The sequence below is a fragment of the Pseudaquabacterium pictum genome (assembly GCF_005403045.1).
Lineage (GTDB): Bacteria > Pseudomonadota > Gammaproteobacteria > Burkholderiales > Burkholderiaceae_C > Pseudaquabacterium > Pseudaquabacterium pictum.
Window position 1 is genome coordinate 1 of record NZ_BJCL01000010.1, and the last position, 19625, is coordinate 19625.

The window sequence follows — 19625 nt, forward strand, 5'->3', positions numbered from 1 at the left end:
ACAAGCAGAAGACGGCATACGAGATTGTTGACTGTGACTGGAGTTCAGACGTGTGTCTTCCGATCTCCCCGCCCGTGGCCGCCGCGCCGCCGGCCCCCCCGCGGCGGCCTGCGCCTGCACCGGAGCCTGCCCCCGCGCCGCCGCCCACCGGTCCGGCCCACAGCCAGCTCAATGTCACCCCGGGCGATCTGGCCCGCATCGTCTGGCAGCCCGGCCATGCCTGCCCAGCGCCGTTGCGCCAGGCCGCGCAGCGCCGGCTGGATGCCGGCGGCCACCTGCCGCCGGAGGACGACGCTGCGCTGCCGCAACTGCTGCGCCTGGCCCAGGAAGGCGGGCATGACTTGCGCATCGACGATGCGGTCTGGTCCCTGCTGGCCGCGCACCGCGATGCCCGCCACCGCCTGTCGGCGCTGGAAGCCGCCTACCCGGACGGCCCGGCCAGCCCGGCGCTGCAGCAGCTGCTGCGTGCGCCGCTGCCGCTGTTCCAGGCCGAGGGCGCGCTGTTCGCCGTGGTCGCCGGCCGCGCCCTGCTGGCCGACGAGCGCGGCCTGGGCAAGGGCGTGCAGGCCATCGCCGCCGCCCAGCTGTGGCGCCGGCACTTCGGTGTGCAGCGGGTGCTGGTGCTGTGCGCGCCGGCCCAGCGCAGTGCCTGGCAGCGTGCCTGGCAGCGCTTTGCCGGCCTCGCCGCCGCCGAGGTGCAGGTGGTCGACGGTGGTCACCACCAGCGTCCGGCGCAGTGGGCAGCAGCTGCCGGCGTGCGCATCCTGGCGCCCGAGGCACTGCAGACCGACGCCGCCCATCTCGCCCACTGGGCGCCCGACCTGGTCATCGTCGACGAGCCGCAACAGCTGGCCCTGCAGGCGCCCGACTGGGCCACGCTGCAGGCCGCGCCGCATGCCCTGGTGCTCAGCGGCGCGCCGCTGGCCGACCTGCCGGACCTGATGGACACCCTGATGGCCTGGCTGGACACCGCCCGCCTCGGCCCGCTGGCGGCGCTGCGCGAGCTGCATGCCGCCAGCCAGACCGGCCGCAGCCTGGCCGATGCCGACATCGAGCGCCTGACCGACGCCCTGTCGCGCGGCATGCTGCAGCGCCTGCGCGCCGATGTGGCCGACCAGCTGCCGCCGGTGGTGCACAGCGAGCGCCTGCTGCCGCTGGCTCCGGGCCAGCGCCAGGCGCATGACCAGCAGGCCGCCGTGCTGCGCCGCGGCCTCGCCGCCTGGCAGGCCAGCGGCTGGTGCAGCGACAGCGAACAGTGGCGCCTGGCCCAGGCCCTGCGCGCGATGCAGCAGGCCTGCCACCGTGCCGATCCGGCCGATGGCCACAGCGCCCTGGCCGAGGCCACGGTGCAGGCCCTGGCCGCCCAGCTGGCCGAGGCGGCCGGCACCGGTGCGCCGCAGGTGGCGGTGCTGTGCCCCAGCGCCGCCGACCAGGCCCAGCTGGCCCAGCGCCTGGCCGACTGGCTGGGCGATGACAGCCCGGTGCAGCTGCTGGCACCCGGCGCGCTGCTGCCCGCCGGCATCGACGTGGTGCTGCAGGTGGGCGTGCCCTGGCGGCCGCGCCGCCAGGCCGGCGGCCCGCGTGGCGAGGCACCGGCCGGCCAGCAGTGGGTGTACCTGGTGGCGCAGGACAGCATCGAATGCGGCCTGTTCGACACCCTGGCCGGCCGGCTCGATGCCCCGCGCAGCCCGGCCGACGGCGCCGCCCGCGGCTACCTGCAGGGTGAGGCGCTGGCCCAGTGGCTGCAGCAGCTGCAGGCCGCCTGGGCCGCCACGCCGGCGCCGTCCGCCTGACGCTGCGGCCGGCCGCCACGCCGGATGGCCGGACCGTTGCTGCATGCCATCAGCCGCTGACTGCGCCGCCTCGGCGGCGGCCAGCCGGCGCTGGGGCGGATCGCCCAGGGCCAGCGGCTGCTCGGGCTGGCGGTGATCGTGCTCGCCAAGCGGGTGGGCACCGCCGTGGTGGCGCGGCTGTTTGCGCTGACGCCGCCGGCGCTGATGCAGCCGCCCTGGTTCGCCCTGGCCTGCGGCCGCTGGACCGCCTGGAAGCGCGCGCTGCTGGCCCGGGTGCGGGCCAGCTGGGCGTGCGTCACCAGAACTGCCACTGCCGCGAGGCCACCACCCAGATGCCCAGCGCGCCGTTGGTCACCGCATGGGCGATCACCGCCGTCCACAGCCGGCCGGTGCCGCGGTACAGCAGCGCATAGGCCAGGCCGGCCACGATGGCGGCCAGCCACAGGGGGTGGGCCAGCATGAAGACGAAGGTCGATAGCAGCACCGCCTTGACGCCGACCCGCCGCGGGTCGACACCCTCGAACACCGGGCTCTGCACCCAGCGCATCAGGAAGGAGCGCCAGAACAGCTCCTCCATCACCGGCACCAGCAGCGCCGCGCCCAGCCAGCGCACCACGATCAGCGGCCACAGCAGCTGGCCGGCGGCATCCACCGGCGCGAAGGCGGCCGTGGGCTCGCCGATCTGCATCCACGGCGCGTCCAGGTGGATCCACAGCACGAACACGCCCAGCCCCACGCCCACCGACAGCAGCAGCTCGCCCAGGTCGGGCCAGTTCTGGCGGGCCAGCTCGCCGTACGCGCGCCACCACACCACCAGCATGCCGCCCACCACCAGCAGGTTGGCGGCATACAGCCAGCGGGTGTCGAAGCCCCAGCTGCCATCGGTGGGCGCCATGCCGCGCAGCGCCAGCAGCGCCATGAAGGCGACGAAGGGCAGCAGGCGCAGCCAGGCGGCGCGGGAGAGGTTCATGGGCGGTCAGGAAACTGCAAAATCTGCTTCAAACTGTACGTTTGAAGCCGGTTTCCGCGTCCCCCTCTGCGGTGGGGGGTGAGGCCGGTGCGGCGTGCCTTATCGCACGCTCTGGCGCGGCGTCTGCAGCAGCAGGCCCACTTGCTGGCGCAGGCTGTCGGGCGACAGGCCCTCGGGCGCCAGCGCCGGGCCAGCCACCAGGCCCACCCGGCTGAACAGACCGCGGCGCAGTGGCCGCACCATCGCCGTGCCGCCTTCCACCCGCGAGAAGAACGAGCCCCACAGGTTGTGCAGCGCCACCGGCACCACCGGCACCGGGCGCCGCTTCAGGATCTTCAGCACCCCGCCCTGGAAGGGTTGCAGCTGCCCATCCCGGGTGATGCCGCCTTCCGGGAATATGCACAGCAGCCCGCCCTCGGCCAGCACCCGGTCGGCGGCCTCGAAGGCGGCGGCGTAGGCGGCCGGGTTCTCGCGCTCCGGCGCGATCGGGATGGCCTTGGCCAGGCGGAACAGCCAGCCCAGCACCGGCACCGCGAAGATGCGGTGGTCCATGATGAAGCGCAGCGGCCGCGGGCTGGCGGCCATCAGCAGCAGGGCATCGACATAGCTGACGTGGTTGCACACCACCACCGCCGCGCCGGTGGTGGGCAGGTGGCGGTCGCCCTGCACCTCGAAGCGGTAGATCAGCCGTGACAGCCCGAAGGCGACGAAGCGCAGCAGGTACTCCGGCACCAGCAGGAACACATAGGCGCCCACCAGCACGTTCAGCAGCGCGGTGGCCAGGAACACCTCGGGTACCGTGAAGCCCGCGCCCAGCATGGCCCCCGCGCCCAGCGAGCTGACGATCATGAACAGCGCGTTGAGGATGTTGTTGGCCGCGATGATGCGCGCCCGGTGGCTGGGCTGGCTGCGCAGCTGGATCAGCGCATACATCGGCACGCTGTAGACGCCCACGCTCAACGCCAGCATGAACAGATCGGCCACCACCCGCCAGTGCGCCGGCTGCGCCAGGAAGGCGCCCAGGCCCTGCACCGGCACCGCCGGCAGACCGCGCGCGGCGAAGTACAGGTCGATGGCGAACACGCTCATGCCGATGGCGCCGGCCGGCACCAGGCCGATCTCCACATGCCGGCGCGAGACCACCTCGCACAGCAGCGCGCCCACGCCCACGCCCACCGAGAACACCACCAGCAGCAGCGAGGCCACATGCTCGTCGCCATGCAGCACGCCCTTGGCGAAGGCCGGGAAATTGGCCAGGAACACCGCGCCGAAGAACCACATCCAGCTGATGCCCAGCAGCGAGCGGAAGACCACGATGTCCTGCCGCGCCAGCACCAGGTTGCGCCAGGTCTCGGTGAACGGGTTCCAGTTGATCTTCAGCTGCGGGTCGGTGGCCGGCGAGTGCGGCACCGCCTGCGCCGCCCAGCGGCCGGCCAGCGCCACGGCGAAGCAGGCCACCGCCACCGCGGTGGGGCCGATCTGCGGCAGCGCGATCAGCACCCCGCCGGCCAGGCTGCCCAGCAGGATGGCCACGAAGGTGCCCATCTCCACCATGCCGTTGCCGCCGGTCAGCTCGCGCTCGGTCAGGTGCTGCGGCAGGTAGGCGAACTTCACCGGTCCGAACAGCGTGGAATGCAGGCCCATCAGGAACACGCAGCCCAGCAGCAGCGCCGCGTTGGCGGTGAGGAAGCCCAGCGCCGCCGCGGCCATGATGGCGATCTCCAGGTTCTTGACCAGGCGCATCAGGCCCGACTTCTCCAGCTTGTCGGCCAGCTGGCCGCTGGTGGCCGAGAACAGCACGAACGGCAGGATGAACAGCGCGCCGATCACCAGGCCGGCCATGCCCTCGGGCAGCCAGGGCACCTGCAGCTGGTAGGTGACCAGCACGGTGAAGGCGAACTTGAACAGGTTGTCGTTGCCCGCGCCCAGGAACTGCACCCAGAAGAACGGGCCGAAGCGGCGCTGGCGCAGCAGGGCGAACTGGTTGGGATGGGGGTCGGCGTGGTCGTCGCTCACGGGCGCTCCGGCAAGGCTGGTGGGCGCAATGTAGTGCGCTGGCGCGGTGCGGGGTGTGTCAGCGCACCGTGACCACGGCGCCGGCCAGGCCGGTGCGCGGCAGCCAGGCGAAGACGGAGTCCACGGTCATGGTCGCGATGCGGTCGGCAAACCGCTGGTCGTTCGGGTGGTCGTCGAAGGCGACATTGGCGCGGGTGGCGCGGGCACCCAGGCGGGTCAGCGGGCCCAGCTGCAGCACGGTGGGCTGGTAGCCCTGGGCGCGCAGCCAGGCCTGGGCCTGGGCACGGTCGGCCGCGCCGCCGGCGGCCATCGCCAGCGTCTCGACCGCCCACTGGTTGCTCTGCTGGTAGCGGGTGGCCCAGGGGTAGGCCAGCATGTTGTAGCGCGCCTCGTGCAGCCGGGTGCCGCGGGTGTTGTCCTGCAGCAGCGGGCGCAGCTGGGCGGCCAGCGCGGGCGCCAGCGGCAGGAAGGCGGCCTCGTAGCGGAACGGGCTGTCCAGGAAGAACAGGCCCAGGCCCTGGCGGTAGACGGCGGCCTCGGCCGTGCCGCAGTGGTTGAGCTTGTGCAGCACCCGCCAAGGCGCACCGGGACCGTCGCCGTCGCGGTAGGCCAGGCCCAGGTGCGACCACTGCAGCCGGTGGGCCGACAGGTCCTGCCCCGCGCGGGCCAGCAGCACCACGGTGGCACCGCTGGTCTCGAGCGCGGCCTGGGTGCGCTCGGCCAGCGCCAGGCCGCGTTCCACCGCGCTGGCCGACATCGGCGTCTCGTCGCAGGGCCGGCCGGCCTGGGCGGTGCCGGCCAGCGCCAGTGCCGCGGCCAGCGCCAGGGCGCGCCAGCACGGGGTCACTGCGACACCCGCTCGTTGTGCATCAACGCCAGACCCACCGCATTCGGCACGAAGGCCAGTGCCTGGCCGGCGGCCGACAGCAGCAGGCCGCTGCCCAGCGCGGTGACGGTGACCACCGTGCCGGCCGCCACCGAGGCGCCGCCGGCCGCCTGGCCGGCCAGGCGCAGGCTGGCGCGGGCGCCGTCGGACCCGCGCTGCATCACCCACACCGTGCCCTCGGCGCTGGCTTCCACCGCCACCACGCTGAGCTGGGCGCCGCCGGCCAGCAGTGCCACCGGCGCGGCCACCACCACCGCCACCGGCAGCGCCGACAGCGCGCTGGCCGCGGCCGAGGCATCGGCCGCCCGGGCCGACAGCGGGGCGGCCAGCAGCAGGGCGCTGGCCAGGCCGGCGCACAGCGCGCGGCGCAGGGGGGTGGAGCTGGGGCGCATGGTGTCTGCCCGGTGTGCGGGCGCTTGGCTGAACATGGCGACATGCTGCCGCGGCCCCGGCAGCAGTTCAACCAGTCGATGCGAAGTGTCGATGGTTTGGATGTTCGGTATCGTCTGGCAATACCATGGCGGACCATGTCCACCACCGCCGCCCTGGTCCAGGTGCTCAAGGCCGAGCTCAAGCGCGCCGGCATCACCTATGCCGCGCTGGCGCGTGAGCTGGGCCTGGCCGAGTCCAGCGTCAAGCGCATGCTGGCCCGCGGCGACATGCCGCTGGCCCGGGTGGACGCCATCTGCCGGGTGCTGAAGACCGATTTCGCCGAGCTGGCCCGCCAGGTGGCCGAGGCCCAGGCCCAGCGGCCGATGCTGACCGCCGCGCAGGAGGCCGCGGTGGTGGCCGATCCGCGCCTGCTGCTGCTGGCGCTGTGCGTGCTGAGCCAGTGGACGGCGGCGCAGATCGTCGCCACCTACCGCCTCACCGAGGCCGAGTGCGTGGCCGGCCTCACCCGGCTGGACGCGCTGGGCGTGATCGAGCTGCGCGCCAACAACCGCTACCGGCTGCGGGTGGGCAAGACCCTGCGCTGGCTGCCCGACGGGCCGCTGATGCAGTTCTTCCGCCAGCGCGTGGTCGATGACTTCTTCCAGGGCCGCTTCGACGGCGAGGACGAACTGCTGATGCTGGTGCACGGCCAGGTCAGCCCGCCGATGGCCCGGGTGTTCAATGAACGGCTGCAACGCCTGGCGCAGGATTTCGCCCAGCAGCACCTGGCCGACCAGCGGCTGCCCACCGAGCAGAAGCGGCCCTTCACCCTGCTGATCGGCTGGCGCAGCTGGCTGTATGCCGGCCTGCGCGACTTCCGCCGCCAGCCCGACACGCGGCTGCCCGGCCCCACGCCGGGCGCACCCGGCGAGCGCGGCTGACAATGCCCCGCTTCTCTCCTCTCACGGACTCCATCCCATGTCGAACGACAGCCTGCTGGCCTCCCTGGTTGCCAAGGTGGGCGATGCCGCCATCCTGTGGCGCCGCCTGCAAGGGCCGGTGCCGCCCCAGGCGGTGGGCACGGCGCCCACCATCCCGGCGGCCAAGCCGCAGGGCAGCATCCCCACGCTGAAGATGCCCACCGCGCAGGGCTGGGCCGCGGGCCAGCTGCCCAGCACCGCGCCGGGCCTGCGCGTCAACGCCTTCGCCACCGGCCTGAAGCACCCGCGCTGGCTGCAGGTGCTGCCCAACGGCGACGTGACGGTGGCCGAGGCGCTGTTCGAGCCCGGCCCGGTGAAGACGCTGTTCGGCCATGCGATGGTGGCCACCATGCGCCGCGCCGCCGCGGTGGGCCCCAGCCCCAACCGCATCACCCTGCTGCGCGATGCCGACGCCGACGGCGTGGCCGAGCAGCGCCATGTGCTGCTGGAGGGCCTGCAGCAACCCTTCGGCATGGCGCTGGTCGATGGCCAGTTCTACGTCGGCAACACCAACGGCGTGGTGGCCTTTCCGTATGCCGACGGCGACACGCGCATCGACGCGCCCGGGCGCCAGCTGTGCAAGTTCCGCTCCAACGGCCACTGGACACGCAGCCTGCTGGCCAGCCCCGATGGCCGCAAGCTGTATGCCGGTGTCGGCTCGCTCAGCAACATCGGCGACATGGGCATGGAGCTGGAACAAGGCCGCGCCTGCGTCTACGAGCTGGACCTGGCGACCGGCGAGCGCCGCACCTTCGCCAGTGGCCTGCGCAACCCGGTGGGCCTGGCCTGGGAGCCCAGCACCGGCGCGCTGTGGACGGTGGTCAACGAACGCGACGGCCTGGGCGACGAGACCCCGCCCGACTACCTGACCAGCGTGCAGGACGGCGGCTTCTACGGTTGGCCCTACTGCTACTGGGGCCGCACCGTGGACGACCGCGTGCCGCAGGACGCCGCCCTGGTGGCCAGCGCCATCACGCCCGATTACGCCCTGGGCGGCCACACCGCCAGCCTGGGCCTGTGCTGGATGCCGGCCGGCACCTTCCCCGGCTGGCCCGAAGGCATGGCCATCGGCCAGCATGGCTCGTGGAACCGCAGCGTGCTCAGCGGCTACAAGGTGGTGTTCGTGCCGTTTGCCAATGGCAAGCCGGCGGGCCCGCCACGCGACATCCTGGGCGGCTTCCTGGCACCGGATGAATCGGTGTCCTACGGCCGGCCGGTGGGCGTGGTGCTGGCCCCGGGCGGCGGTCTGCTGGTGGCCGACGACGTGGGCGATGTGGTCTGGCGGGTGGTGGCCGCGGGCTGACCGCGTGGCCTGGGCAGACCCACAGATCGGATAGCACGGCCTGGCGCTTGGTGTCGTACTCCGCTGGCGTGATCAGGCCCCGGTCCAGCAGATCACGCAGCTGCTTCAGGCGCTCGGCTGAACGGCCGCTGGGGCTGGCCGGCCGGGCGCTGCCCGTGCTCAGGCCCGCGGCCCAGTCGCGCAAGGCGGGGTTCATCTTGCGCAGTGCATCCTCGAACGCCCGTCGACACCGACGCGTAGGGGTTGTAGCGCACGCTGTCGCCGCCACCGCCCGGCGTGGTCACTTCCAGATTGACCAGATCGTTGGGCAGTAGCCCACCTTGATGGGCAGGGGCTGGCCGGTCGTCGCGGGAATCCGGCCCAGGTCGGGCTCGACATTGATCGGGTGCGCGCAGCCACCCAGGACGGCCACGATCAGGCAGGTGGCAAGAAGCTGGACCAGCCGAATGGGTTGCTACGCGCGCGATCAGTCGATCAGTTTTTGGCCGGCGCAGGCGGCGCCGATGTGCCAGCCGCCGGTGCCGTGGGGGTGGCCTGGGCAGGGGAGGCCTGTGCAGGTGCGGCTTGCGGCGGTGCAGCCTGCGTGGTGCTCTTGCCCATCTGCACGGTGATCAGCGTGGGGTAGTCATACGCGGCCCCGGTGGACATGTCCACCCCGGCGCCAATGATGCCGCCGAAGATGATGTTGCCGAAGGCCATGGCCTTGGTGCTCGACTTGACCGAAACCAGGCCGGGTTCGAGCGTGTCCTTGTCGCAGCGGACCGACAGATCCTCGAAGCTGCGCTGGACCATCGTGGAGCCCGGCGTGGTGACGAACCAGGTTCCCTTGTTGTTCGACAGCTTGCAGTTGGCCCCGCTGATCGGCCCGCTGTCGGTGCGGCTCTCGACCGAAACGCTCTGATTCTGTCCATTCACGATCGATGCGCAGCCGACCAGTTGGGTTGCTGCCAACAAGACCACGCCATTCCAAGACCGAAACACCATCACTTCTCCCATGAATCATGCTTGCCGACATCGGCCCGCCCATTGTCAGCCAGCGGTTGCCAGGCCCTGGCATTGCCCGCCTGCCAGCGTCGCCGCTGGTGCTTGCTGCCCCGCGCCTGTTCAGGGTGGCGTCACCGGCACCAGCCCGAACCGCGCCACCAGCTGCCCCGGCACCGCCGGCAGGTCGGCGCCGGCGCCCACCCACAGCCAGCGCACCGGGTGGCGGAACTGGTCGTGGCGCTGCCACAGCGCGGTCAGCGCCAGGCGCAGGGCGGCATGGTCGGCAGCATCGGCCAGCACCAGGGTGGGTCGGCGCGGCATCCATGCCGTCTGCAGCTGGCGCAGCGCGGCCGGGGCGCTCAGCGCCCAGCCGGCATCCCACGGGTCGCTGGGCAGGCGGTTGCGCCAGGGCCGGGCATCGTTGACCTTGACCCGCAGCCGCCAGGCCAGGGCCTGCACCTGGGTGGACATGGCGTCCAGCCGCATGCCGCCGTCGATCTGCCGCGCGAAGGCATCGGCCCAGCTGGCCAGCGCCTGGGCCTCGGCGCCGGTGGCGCCGCGCAGCGTGCCCACCAGCATGCGCTGGCGCACCCGCGGCACGGCGCCCTGCAGGCACCAGTGCGTCAGCGCCTGCACCGCCGTGGCCTGGGCCCGCAGCCGCGCCTGGGCCCCGGCGGTGGCCACCGGCGCCCGCAGGGCCACGGTGTCGTAGCTGGCCTGCAGCCCGACCAGGTAGTCCCGCAGGCTCACGCCGGTGCCTCGCCAGGCTTGCGGCGCTGGGCCAGGCTGCCCAGCACCTGGTCGGTGTGCTGGCCCAGCGTGGGTGCCGGGCTGCGGATGGCTCCGGGCGTGGCGCTGAGCTTGGGCACGATGCCGGGCACGGCCAGTTGCAGGCCATCGGGCGTGGTGGCCGCTTCGATCATGCCGCGGGCCAGGAAGTGCGGATCGCCGGCGATGTCGGCCACGGTGTAGATGCGCCCGGCCGGCACGCTGGCGGCCTGCAGCACCGCCACCACGTCGGCCACCGAGCGCTGCACCGTCCAGGCGGTGATGGCGGCGTCCAGTTCATCGACCCGCGCGGCGCGCATCGCGTTGTCGGCCAGGCCCGGGTCGGCACCCAGGTCGTCGCGGCCGATGGCGGCCATCAGCCGCTTGAAGATGCTGTCGCCATTGCCGCCGATGACCACCTGGCCGTCGGCGCAGCGGTAGGCGTTGCTCGGCGCGATGCCGGGCAGGGCGCTGCCAGCAGGCTGACGCACGGTGCCGAAGGCGCTGTACTCGGGCAGCAGGCTTTCCATGCAGTTGAAGACCGATTCATACAGCGCCACGTCCACCACCTGGCCGCGGCCCTTCGGTGCGTCAGGGCTAATGCTGCGCTGCCGCGCCTGCAGCGCCAGCAGCACGCCGATCACGCCGTGCAGCGCGGCCAGGGTGTCGCCCAGGCTGACGCCGGCACGCACCGGCGGGCGGCCGGGCTCGCCCATCAGGTGGCGCAGGCCGCCCATGGCCTCGGCCACCACGGCGAAGCCGGGCAGGTCGCGGTAGGGGCCGGTCTGGCCGTAGCCGCTGATGCGCAGCATGACCAACCCCGGGTTGGCCGCGGCCAGCGTCTCGTAGCCCAGGCCCCATTTCTCCAGCGTGCCGGGCTTGAAGTTCTCGATCAGCACATCGCACTCGGCGGCCAGCGCGGCCACGTCGGCGCGGCCCTGGTCGGTGCGCAGGTCCAGCACCACGCTGCGCTTGTTGCGGCTCTGCACCTGCCACCACACGCTGGTGCCCTGGTGCAGCAGGCGCCACAGCCGCAGCGGGTCGCCATCGCCGGGCGGCTCGACCTTGATCACGTCGGCGCCGAAGTCGCCCAGGGTCTTGCCGGCAAACGGACCGGCGATCAGCTGGCCCAGTTCCAGCACCTTCAGCCCGGCCAGCGGGCCGGTGTGGGGGGAGAGGGGTGGCGGCGTCGGCATGATCGCGGATTGTCGCGTCCGCCCGGATGCTTCCGCGCGGGCGACAGACGCGCGCGCCGCGACAAAGTACGCTTCGCGGCATGACGACCCTCTTCGACCCCATCCAACTCGGCAGCATCGCCCTGGCCAACCGCATCGTGATGGCGCCGCTGACGCGCAACCGTGCGCCCGGCCAGCTGCCCAATGCGTTGATGCGCGAGTACTACCGCCAGCGCGGCAACCCGGCCACCGGCGCCGGCCTGATCATCACCGAGGCCACCCAGGTCTGCCCCATGGGCCAGGGCTACCTCGACACCCCCGGCATCCACAGCGCCGAGCAGGTGGCCGGCTGGCGCGCCATCACCGACGCGGTGCATGCCGAGGGCGGCAAGATCGTGGTGCAGCTGTGGCATGTGGGCCGCATCTCGCACAGCAGCCTGCTGCCCGGTGGCGCCGCGCCGGTGTCATCCACCGACCGGGCGGCCGCCGGCAAGACCTTCACGAAAGACGGCTTCGTCGACTGCTCGCCGCCGCGCATGCTGCGGACGGACGAGATCCCGGCGCTGATCAACGACTACCGCCAGGCCGCCCGCCACGCCATCGACGCCGGCTTCGACGGCGTGGAAGTGCACGGCGCCAACGGCTACCTGCTGGAGCAGTTCCTGCGCGACAGCATCAACGACCGCGCCGATGCCTACGGCGGCAGCATCGCCAACCGCGCCCGGCTGATGGTCGAAGTGATGCAGGCCATCGTGGCCGAGATCGGCGGCGGCCGCACCGGCATCCGGCTGTCGCCGATCACGCCGGTCAACGACGCCGGCCAGGACAGCGACGCCCAGGCGCTGTACGAACACGTGGTGGCGCAGCTGGCTCCGCTGGGCCTGGCCTTCATCCACGTGATCGAAGGCCAGACCGGCGGCGCGCGCGACCTCACCGCCAAGGGCGTGAAGCCCTTCGACTACGCCGCGCTGCGTGCGCTCTACAACGGCCCGTGGATGGTGAACAACGGCTACAGCCGTCCCATGGCGCTGGACGCGGTGGCCAGCGGCGCGGCCGATCTGGTCGCCTTCGGCAAGCCCTTCATCAGCAACCCGGACCTGGGCGCCCGCCTGCGGGCTGATGCGCCCTGGCAGCCGCTGGTGCAGGCCACGCTGTATGGCGGTGGCGCCGCCGGCTACACCGACTACCCCACGCTGAACATGGCCAACCCCGCCGCCACCGCCTGAGCGTGGCGGGTTGGTCTGCCGGCCCGCGGTCTGCCGGGCTGCGGGTGGCCGGCACCCTGCTGCTGGCCGCGGCCGCCGGCGCGGCAGCGCAGGCCCTGCACTGGCCGCTGCCCTGGGTGATCGGCCCGCTGCTGGTCACCGCGCTGGGCAGCGCGGCCGGGCTGCCGCTGGCGGCGTCGCACCGGCTGCGCAACGCCGGCCAGTGGCTCATCGGCACCGCGCTGGGCCTGTACTTCACGCCCGTGGTGGTGGCGGTGGTGGCCGGCCTGGCGCCGGCCATTGCGCTGGGCGTGGCCTGGGCGCTGCTGCTGGGCCATGGCTTCTACCTGTTCCTGCGCCGCTGGGAGCCGGGGCCCGCGCTGCAGCCGGCCTCGGCCTACTTTGCCGCGGCCATCGGCGGCGCCTCCGAGATGGCGCTGCTGGCCGAGCGTGAACGCGCCCAGGTCGACCGGGTGGCGTCGGCGCACTCGCTGCGGGTGCTGATCGTGGTGGTGCTGATCCCGTTCACCTACCAGGCGGTGGGGGTGCACGGCGCCGACCAGGCCATCCAGGCCACCGGCATGGTGCAGCCGGCCGGCCTGCTGATGCTGCTGGCCGCCACCGCGGCCGGCGGCGCGGTGATGCAGGCGCTGCGCGTGCCCAACCCCTGGGTGCTGGGCGCGCTGGCGGTGTGCATGGTGCTCACCGGCAGCGGTGTCAGCTGGTCGGCCATGCCGCGGCCGCTGGCCGATGCGGCGCAGCTGGCCATCGCGGTGACGCTGGGCGTGCGCTTCACGCCGGACTCGGTGCGTGCCGCGCCGCGCTGGCTGGGCGCTGTGGCGCTGGGCACGCTGGGCATGATCGGGCTGTCGGCCGGCTTTGCCGCGCTGCTGGCCTGGGGCTGGGGGCTGCATCCGGCCACCGCGCTGCTGGCCACCTCACCCGGCGGCATGGCCGAGATGGCCATCACCGCCAGCGTGCTGGGGCTGGGCGTGCCGGTGGTCACCGCCTTCCATGTGGTGCGCTATGCGGCGGTGCTGGTGCTCACCGGCCCGCTGTGGCGGCTGGAGGCGGCGCGGCTGGCGCGCCGGGGCTGACCCGGCTCAGCGCCAGGTCGCCCGGCCCCGCTGGTGCTTGGCCAGGAACAGCTCGCGCAGGTTCACCTCGCGCGGGCCGGGCACCAGGGTGAATTCTTCCCCCGCCTGCAGGCTGCCCGGGTGCAGCACCGCCAGGTAGGCGCCGCAGTAGCCGCTCTGGTTCATCAGGCTGCTGGCCTGCGGAAAGCCCATCACCGCGTTGAACTTGAAGCAAGGGTTGCGCGGCTCGCTCACCACCAGGGTGCAGCCGGGCAGGCGCAGCTGGTCGCCGATCCACAACTGGCTCTCGTCGATGCCATCGACTGTGAGGTTCTCGCCGAACAGCCCCGGGGCGATCGGCGCATCGGCCGCCGCCACGCCGGCCTGGGCGCGCACTGTCTGCCAGAACGGATGGTGCACCACAGGGTACAGGTACACCGCCTTGCTCTGGCCGCCGTGCACGCTCTGGTCGGCCTGTTCGTCGCCGGCCAGGCCCAGCGGGCCCACGGCCACCGGACCGGCCACTGGCTGCTTGCCGATGGCGGTGGCAATGGCGCGGCCCTGGATCAGCCGGGTGGCTGCGGCGGCTGTGTTGACGCTGAGAATTTTCATGGCGGAGGCGTGGCTGCAGCGGATGCCCGATTGTCGGCGCCGGTCGGCACCTGGCGCTCGTCGCGCTGGATGCGGCCGTCCACCAGTTCGATCACCCGGTCGCAGCGGGCGGCCAGGCGCGGGTCGTGCGTCACGATCAGGAAGGCGGTGTTCAGCGTGGCATGCATGTGCCGCATCAGCTTGAACACCTCGTCGGAGGAGGCCGTGTCCAGGTTGCCGGTGGGCTCGTCGGCCAGCACCAGCGGCGGCTGCAGCACCAGCGCGCGGGCGATGGCCACGCGCTGCTGCATGCCGCCCGACAGCTGGCCAGGCCGCTTGGCCGCGGCCTGCGCCAGCCCCACCGCCTGCAGCATCGCCAGCGCCCGGTCCGTCTCGGCCGCGCTGACGGCGCCCTCGCGCATCAGCGCCGGCAGCGTCACGTTCTCCAGCGCGGTGAAGGCCGGCAGCAGGTGGTGGAACTGGAACACGAAGCCCAGCGTGGTGCGGCGCCGCAGCGTCAGTGCCGCGTCGTCCAGGCCGGCCACCTCGTCGCCCTGCAGCTGGTAGCTGCCGGTGGTCAGCGGTTCCAGCAGGCCGATGATGTTCAGCAGCGTGCTCTTGCCCGAGCCCGACGGCCCGATCAGGGCGGCAAATTCGCCCGGCTGCAGCGTCAGCGACACGCCGCGCAGCACCTCGGCCTCGTTCGGCTGGCCGATGTTGTAGCGCTTGCGCACATCGGCCAGCTGCAGCAACGGCACCGTCATAGCCGGATCGCCTGCGCCGGGTCCAGCGCCGCGGCCCGCCGGGCGGGCGCCACCGCCGCCAGCACGCCGCACAGCGTGGCGATGGCGGCAATGCGCAGCGCCAGCCCCGGCGCCAGCGTGATGTTGAACAGCGGCAGGCCGTCGGAGCCCTTGACGAAGCTGGTGAAGGCCCAGATCAGCGCCACCGCCAGCAGCACGCCCAGCGCCGAGCCCAGCGCGCCGACGATGGCGCCCTGCAGCAGGAAGATGCGCAGCACCTGGCCGCGGGTGGCGCCCATCGCCCGCAGGATGCCGATCTCGCGCTGCTTCTGCACCACGCTGACCACCAGCACGCTGGCGATGCCCAGCACCACCACCACCATCACCACCGCGCGGATCAGCCCGGTGCTGACCGACTGCGCGTTCAGCGCCGACACCAGCGGCGCATTGGTGTCCTGCCAGCTCTCCACCTTGTAGGGCCAGCGCCGGGCCAGGCCGGCGGCGATGTCCGGCGCGGCCCACACGTCGGTCAGCACCAGGTCGAGGTTGGTGGCGCCGCCGGGCAGGCCGACCAGGCTCTGCGCCGCGCGCAGCGGCACGATGACGGTGCGTCGGTTCAGCTCGCGCACGCCCAGGTCGACCAGGGCGGTGATGCGCACCGCGTCGGTCACGCTGCCGCTGCTGCTGCTGGTGACCACCGCCACCCGGTCGCCCACCCGCACGCCCAGGTCGGCGGCCAGGTCGCGGCCCAGGATGGCCTCGCCCGGCCCCAGCCGGGCGCTGCCGGCCACCACCTTGCTGCGCAGGTTGACGATGCGGTCGTAGCGGTCCAGCTCCACGCCCACCAGGGCGATGGACTTGCTGGCCTCGCCGCGCTGGGCCAGGCCGGCGCCGGCCACCATCGGCGACACGCCGGCCACGCCGGGCAGGGCTTCCAGCACCGGCACCAGCGCCGCCCAGTTGGCCACCGAGCGCGGCCGCTGCGCACGCGGCTGGGTCTGCTGCAGCGCGGTGGTGCCGGCCGGCGGCGCGGCGGCGGCCACCACCTCGTCGGGCGGGCTCAGCGTGATGTGCGGCTGCGCGCCCAGCGTCTTCTCCAGCGTGTTGGCCTGCAGGCCCGCGATCAGCGCCGAGATGTAGGCCACCACCGCCACGCCGGCGGCCACCCCGACGATGATCAGCAGGCTCTGCATGCGGCCTTCGCGCAGGAAGCGCAGCGCCACGCGGCGTTCGAAGCCCAGCCCGATGGCCATGGCCTGGCTCAGCGGCCCATGGCGTTGCCGAGCGCCGCGCCGGATTCGCCGGTGGCCTTGGCGCCGCTGGCCGGTGTGGCGCCGGTGTCGGCCTGCACCCGCTGGCCCGGCACGGCGGCGCCCAGCAGCACCACATCACCGGCGGCCAGGCCGTCCAGCACCTCGGCGCCGTCCAGCGTGCGCAGGCCCAGGCGCAGGCGCTGCAGCACCACGCGGCCGTCGCGCAGCACATGCACCTGTGCCGTGTCGCCGTCCGACGGACCCACCAGTGCGGCGGTGGGCAGCACCAGCGCACGGTCACGCCGGCCGGTCTCCACCTGCACCGACAGCGTCATGTCCTCGCGCAGGAAGGGCGGCGGCGCCTGCGGCAGGCCCAGCTTCACCTCCACCGCGCCGCGCTGGGCGTCGACCAGCGGTGCGATCACCAGCACCTGGGCGGCAAAGCGCTGGCCGGGGTAGGCGTCGGCCACCACGCTGGCCGTCTGGCCGGGCTGCAGCTGGCCCAGGTAGCGTTCATCCACCTGGCCCACCAGCTGCACCGGGCCCTGCAGCGCCAGCGCCAGCAGCGCGCGGCCAGGCTGCACGATCTGGCCCGGTTCCACCAGCCGCTGCAGCACCCGGCCGTCGGCCGGCGCCAGCAGCCGGGCCTGGTCCAGCCGCGCTGCGGCGGCCGCCACGGCGGCCCGGGCCAGCGCCAGCTGGGCATCGGCCTGGGCCACGTCGCTGCCCTGGTCGGCGATGGCGGCGCGTTGGGCGCTGGCGCCGTCGCGCTGGGCCTGGGCCACGGCCACCGCGCGCTGGGCGTCATCGAGGCGGGCCTGGCTGAGGAAGCCGCGCGCCACCAGGTCCTGGGTGCGGCGCAGGTCGGCCTGGGCGGCCAGCAGGGTGGAATCGGTCTGCGCCACCGTGGCCTGGGCGGCGCTGCGGCCGGTGCTGCGCAGCCCGGCCAGCCGCGCGGCGGCCTGTTGTGCGCTGGCCTGGGCCTGGGCGAGTGCGGCGCGCAGTTCGGTGTCTTCCAGCTGCACCAGCGGCTGGCCGGCGCGCACGCTGGCACCCTCGGCCACCAGCACGGCCGACACCCGGCCGGTGACGGTGGCGCCCAGCTCCACCCGCTGCAGTGCGGCCACCCGGGCGGCAAACAACAGGCTGCGCACCAGCGGCGCCGGCTGCAGCACCACGGCCGGCACCAGCGGCGGACGCGCCGCCCACCACAGGGCTGCGCCGGCCAGCACCGCCAACCCGACCAGCAGCACAACGATCAGGCGGCGAGACATGCACGCATTGTTTCACCTGCACCGGTCCGGGGCATGACCGACCTCAAGGACCGTGCATCACTTCATACGGAATCTGCATGACCCCCATGGACCCGGTGGTTACGGGCCTATTACACTCATTTGACAATGCGCCAGCCGTGTACAGCGCGGCATGGTGGCCCGGCGACGAAGTAACCGCTTCGTGACTGCTCCTGGCGGCCCCCGGCACCGTTCTTGGCCCCGACCGCCCGCAAGGAACACCCCCTCCTCCTCCTCCAGCACGCGGCATTGCACGAGCCTCGTTGGCAGCGCCCACGGCGTGGCTCCTGCAATTCCGTCTTTCAAACCTCAGCCTGATTGGAGCCCTTGATGAACCAGCCCGTGATGGAAGGCTTGCGCCTGAACGTCCCCGCCTATGTGAAGCATGCCCGCCTGGTGGCCTGGGTGGCCGAGATGGCCGCGCTGACCGAAGCCAGCGACATCTACTGGTGCGACGGCAGCCAGGCCGAGTACGACCGCCTGTGCCAGCAGCTGGTCGATGCCGGCACCTTCAAGAAGCTCAACCCCGCCAAGCGCCCCAACAGCTTCCTGGCGCTGAGCGACCCGAGCGACGTGGCCCGGGTGGAGGACCGCACCTTCATCTGCAGCGCGCAGAAGGAAGACGCCGGTCCCACCAACAACTGGATGGCCCCGGCCGAGATGCGCGCGCTGCTGCAGACCGGCGAGAACGCCCTGTTCAAGGGCTGCATGAAGGGCCGCACCCTGTACGTGGTGCCGTTCAGCATGGGCCCGCTGGGCTCGCCGATCGCCCACATCGGCGTCGAGCTGAGCGACAGCCCCTACGTGGCGGTGAACATGCGCATCATGACCCGCATGGGCCGCGCGGTGTTCGACGTGCTGGGCGACGACGGCACTTTCGTGCCCTGCATGCACACCGTGGGCGCGCCGCTGCAAGCCGGCGAGACCAGCGCCGCCTGGCCCTGCAACAAGACCAAGTACATCGTGCACTACCCCGAGACCAGCGAGATCTGGTCCTACGGCTCGGGCTACGGCGGCAACGCGCTGCTGGGCAAGAAGTGCTTCGCCCTGCGCATCGCCAGCACCATGGGCCGCGACCAGGGCTGGCTGGCCGAGCACATGCTGATCCTGGGCGTCACCAGCCCGGCCGGCAAGAAGTACCACGTGGCCGCCGCCTTCCCCAGCGCCTGCGGCAAGACCAACTTCGCGATGCTGGTGCCGCCGCAGGGGCTGGACGGCTGGAAGGTCACCACCATCGGCGACGACATTGCCTGGATCAAGCCCGATGCCAACGGCCGCCTGCAGGCCATCAACCCCGAGGCCGGCTACTTCGGCGTGGCCCCGGGCACCAACTACAAGACGAATCCCAACTGCATGGATTCGCTGAAGGCCAACGTCATCTTCACCAACGTGGCCCTCACCGATGACGGCGACGTGTGGTGGGAAGGCATGGACGGCGACACGCCGGCCCACCTGATCGACTGGCAGGGCAAGGACTGGACGCCGCAGATCGCCAAGGAGACCGGCGCCAAGGCCGCGCACCCGAACTCGCGCTTCACCGTGGCCGCCACCAACAACCCGGCACTCGACGCCGAGTGGGACAACGCAGCCGGCGTGCCGATCGACGCCTTCATCTTCGGCGGCCGCCGCAGCACCACCGTGCCGCTGGTCACCGAGGCCCGCAGTTGGGCCGAGGGCGTGTACATGGCCGCCACCATGGGCAGCGAGACCACCGCCGCCGCCGCCGGCCAGCAGGGCGTGGTGCGCCGTGATCCATTCGCCATGCTGCCCTTCATGGGCTACCACATGGGCGACTACTTCGGCCACTGGCTGAAGCTGGGCGAGCAGGTGGCTGCCACCGGCGCCAAGCTGCCCAAGATCTACTGCGTCAACTGGTTCCGCAAGGGCGACGACGGCAAGTTCACCTGGCCCGGCTATGGCGACAACATGCGCGTGCTGAAGTGGATGCTCGAGCGCGTGGAAGGCACGGCAGGCGGCGATGAGAGCTTCTTCGGCACCAGCCCGCGCTACGGCGACCTGACCTGGACCGGCCTGGACTTCAGCCAGGCGCAGTACCAGTCGGTGATCTCGGTCGACCGCGCCGCCTGGGCCACCGAGATCGGCCTGCACGGCGAGCTCTTCCAGCAACTGGCCAGCCGGCTGCCGGCGCAGTTGCTGGCGATCAAGGGCCAGTTCGAGGCCAAGCTGGCGGCCTGACCCTGCCGCCGGGTCCCGCCCG

The 19625-nt window shown here is 72.7% G+C and carries 18 protein-coding genes and 1 pseudogene; 6 read left to right on the forward strand and 13 right to left on the reverse strand.

The genetic code is table 11. From position 1 onward, the window contains the following. Positions 1-74: 74 nt before the first annotated feature. Positions 75-1793, forward strand: a complete 1719-nt coding sequence (locus FFT10_RS18035) for an SNF2-related protein (protein WP_162520837.1) — start codon at positions 75-77, stop codon at positions 1791-1793. Positions 1794-2088: 295 nt separating this feature from the next. Here the strand turns inward: FFT10_RS18035 and FFT10_RS18040 are convergent, their stop codons facing one another. The 4 genes from FFT10_RS18040 to FFT10_RS18055 all read right to left on the reverse strand — a co-directional run bounded on the left by FFT10_RS18040 (position 2089) and on the right by FFT10_RS18055 (position 6057). Then, a complete protein-coding gene (locus FFT10_RS18040; protein ID WP_137734260.1) occupies positions 2089-2763 on the reverse strand; it encodes a CAAX prenyl protease-related protein in 675 nt (224 codons plus the stop codon). A gap of 99 nt (positions 2764-2862) precedes the next feature. After that, positions 2863-4779: an MFS transporter gene (locus FFT10_RS18045; protein ID WP_228027169.1), complete on the reverse strand. Its 1917-nt coding sequence runs from the start codon at positions 4777-4779 to the stop codon at positions 2863-2865. A gap of 58 nt (positions 4780-4837) precedes the next feature. Continuing rightward, complete coding sequence (locus tag FFT10_RS18050; RefSeq protein WP_228027170.1) at positions 4838-5626, reverse strand: DUF2145 domain-containing protein; 789 nt, start codon at positions 5624-5626, stop codon at positions 4838-4840. After that, positions 5623-6057 (reverse strand): hypothetical protein, encoded by a 435-nt coding sequence (locus FFT10_RS18055; RefSeq protein ID WP_137734262.1) that lies wholly within the window; start codon positions 6055-6057, stop codon positions 5623-5625. The genes FFT10_RS18050 and FFT10_RS18055 overlap by 4 nt, the downstream gene beginning before the upstream one ends. 135 nt (positions 6058-6192) lie before the next feature. Between FFT10_RS18055 and FFT10_RS18060 the strand changes: the two genes are divergently transcribed. Together FFT10_RS18060 and FFT10_RS18065 are read left to right on the forward strand one after the other, a co-directional pair. After that, entirely contained in the window at positions 6193-6978 is a 786-nt protein-coding gene (locus FFT10_RS18060; protein WP_137734263.1) for a helix-turn-helix domain-containing protein, read from the forward strand. A 37-nt stretch (positions 6979-7015) separates the two neighbouring features. Beyond that, positions 7016-8320 carry a PQQ-dependent sugar dehydrogenase gene (locus tag FFT10_RS18065; protein ID WP_137734264.1) on the forward strand — a complete coding sequence of 435 codons (1305 nt, stop codon included), beginning with the start codon at positions 7016-7018 and terminating at the stop codon, positions 8318-8320. A 43-nt stretch (positions 8321-8363) separates the two neighbouring features. Here the strand turns inward: FFT10_RS18065 and FFT10_RS28855 are convergent. From FFT10_RS28855 to FFT10_RS18085, 5 genes and pseudogenes are all read right to left on the reverse strand, one after another. After that, positions 8364-8516: pseudogene (locus FFT10_RS28855) on the reverse strand (SHOCT domain-containing protein); the annotation flags it as partial. 84 nt (positions 8517-8600) lie between these two features. Beyond that, complete coding sequence (locus FFT10_RS28600) at positions 8601-8732, reverse strand: hypothetical protein (protein ID WP_265575350.1); 132 nt, start codon at positions 8730-8732, stop codon at positions 8601-8603. A gap of 62 nt (positions 8733-8794) precedes the next feature. Then, a complete protein-coding gene (locus FFT10_RS18075; RefSeq protein WP_228027171.1) occupies positions 8795-9316 on the reverse strand; it encodes a hypothetical protein in 522 nt (173 codons plus the stop codon). A gap of 108 nt (positions 9317-9424) precedes the next feature. Continuing rightward, positions 9425-10054 carry a hypothetical protein gene (locus FFT10_RS18080; protein ID WP_137734266.1) on the reverse strand — a complete coding sequence of 210 codons (630 nt, stop codon included), beginning with the start codon at positions 10052-10054 and terminating at the stop codon, positions 9425-9427. Beyond that, positions 10051-11268 carry a CaiB/BaiF CoA transferase family protein gene (locus FFT10_RS18085; protein ID WP_137734267.1) on the reverse strand — a complete coding sequence of 406 codons (1218 nt, stop codon included), beginning with the start codon at positions 11266-11268 and terminating at the stop codon, positions 10051-10053. Before FFT10_RS18085 ends, FFT10_RS18080 begins: the two co-directional genes overlap by 4 nt. 80 nt (positions 11269-11348) lie before the next feature. Between FFT10_RS18085 and FFT10_RS18090 the strand changes: the two genes are divergently transcribed. Both FFT10_RS18090 and FFT10_RS18095 read left to right on the forward strand, forming a co-directional pair. Next, a complete protein-coding gene (locus FFT10_RS18090) occupies positions 11349-12473 on the forward strand; it encodes an alkene reductase (protein ID WP_137734268.1) in 1125 nt (374 codons plus the stop codon). A 2-nt stretch (positions 12474-12475) separates the two neighbouring features. Next, entirely contained in the window at positions 12476-13549 is a 1074-nt protein-coding gene (locus tag FFT10_RS18095; protein ID WP_174246129.1) for an AbrB family transcriptional regulator, read from the forward strand. Between the two features lie 6 nt (positions 13550-13555). On the opposite strand, the gene FFT10_RS18100 is transcribed toward FFT10_RS18095, so the two are convergent. Genes FFT10_RS18100 through FFT10_RS18115 form a run of 4 tightly spaced genes read right to left on the reverse strand, consistent with a single transcriptional unit; the run spans position 13556 to position 17389 of the window. Then, positions 13556-14140 (reverse strand): MOSC domain-containing protein, encoded by a 585-nt coding sequence (locus FFT10_RS18100; protein WP_137734269.1) that lies wholly within the window; start codon positions 14138-14140, stop codon positions 13556-13558. Next, positions 14137-14883, reverse strand: a complete 747-nt coding sequence (locus FFT10_RS18105) for an ABC transporter ATP-binding protein (RefSeq protein WP_137734270.1) — start codon at positions 14881-14883, stop codon at positions 14137-14139. Before FFT10_RS18105 ends, FFT10_RS18100 begins: the two co-directional genes overlap by 4 nt. Beyond that, positions 14880-16115, reverse strand: coding sequence for an ABC transporter permease (locus FFT10_RS18110; RefSeq protein WP_137734271.1), 1236 nt, complete (start codon positions 16113-16115; stop codon positions 14880-14882). The genes FFT10_RS18105 and FFT10_RS18110 overlap by 4 nt, the downstream gene beginning before the upstream one ends. Before the next feature lie 8 nt (positions 16116-16123). After that, on the reverse strand, positions 16124-17389 hold the full coding sequence (locus FFT10_RS18115; protein WP_137734272.1) for an efflux RND transporter periplasmic adaptor subunit: 1266 nt from the start codon (positions 17387-17389) through the stop codon (positions 16124-16126). Positions 17390-17737: 348 nt separating this feature from the next. Between FFT10_RS18115 and FFT10_RS18120 the strand changes: the two genes are divergently transcribed. Next, on the forward strand, positions 17738-19603 hold the full coding sequence (locus FFT10_RS18120) for a phosphoenolpyruvate carboxykinase (GTP) (RefSeq protein ID WP_137734273.1): 1866 nt from the start codon (positions 17738-17740) through the stop codon (positions 19601-19603). The last annotated feature ends 22 nt before the right edge of the window (positions 19604-19625 follow it).

Bases quoted from the DNA above. Each gene is read 5' to 3' on its own strand.
- FFT10_RS18090 (WP_137734268.1), top strand. From the start codon at position 11,349: ATGACGACCCTCTTCGACCCCATCCAACTCGGCAGCATCGCCCTGGCC.
- FFT10_RS18115 (WP_137734272.1), bottom strand. From the start codon at position 17,389: ATGTCTCGCCGCCTGATCGTTGTGCTGCTGGTCGGGTTGGCGGTGCTG.
- FFT10_RS18100 (WP_137734269.1), bottom strand. From the start codon at position 14,140: ATGAAAATTCTCAGCGTCAACACAGCCGCCGCAGCCACCCGGCTGATC.
- FFT10_RS18065 (WP_137734264.1), top strand. From the start codon at position 7,016: ATGTCGAACGACAGCCTGCTGGCCTCCCTGGTTGCCAAGGTGGGCGAT.
- FFT10_RS18110 (WP_137734271.1), bottom strand. From the start codon at position 16,115: ATGGCCATCGGGCTGGGCTTCGAACGCCGCGTGGCGCTGCGCTTCCTG.
- FFT10_RS18085 (WP_137734267.1), bottom strand. From the start codon at position 11,268: ATGCCGACGCCGCCACCCCTCTCCCCCCACACCGGCCCGCTGGCCGGG.
- FFT10_RS18040 (WP_137734260.1), bottom strand. From the start codon at position 2,763: ATGAACCTCTCCCGCGCCGCCTGGCTGCGCCTGCTGCCCTTCGTCGCC.
- FFT10_RS18055 (WP_137734262.1), bottom strand. From the start codon at position 6,057: ATGCGCCCCAGCTCCACCCCCCTGCGCCGCGCGCTGTGCGCCGGCCTG.
- FFT10_RS18075 (WP_228027171.1), bottom strand. From the start codon at position 9,316: ATGGGAGAAGTGATGGTGTTTCGGTCTTGGAATGGCGTGGTCTTGTTG.
- FFT10_RS18060 (WP_137734263.1), top strand. From the start codon at position 6,193: ATGTCCACCACCGCCGCCCTGGTCCAGGTGCTCAAGGCCGAGCTCAAG.
- FFT10_RS18105 (WP_137734270.1), bottom strand. From the start codon at position 14,883: ATGACGGTGCCGTTGCTGCAGCTGGCCGATGTGCGCAAGCGCTACAAC.
- FFT10_RS18120 (WP_137734273.1), top strand. From the start codon at position 17,738: ATGAACCAGCCCGTGATGGAAGGCTTGCGCCTGAACGTCCCCGCCTAT.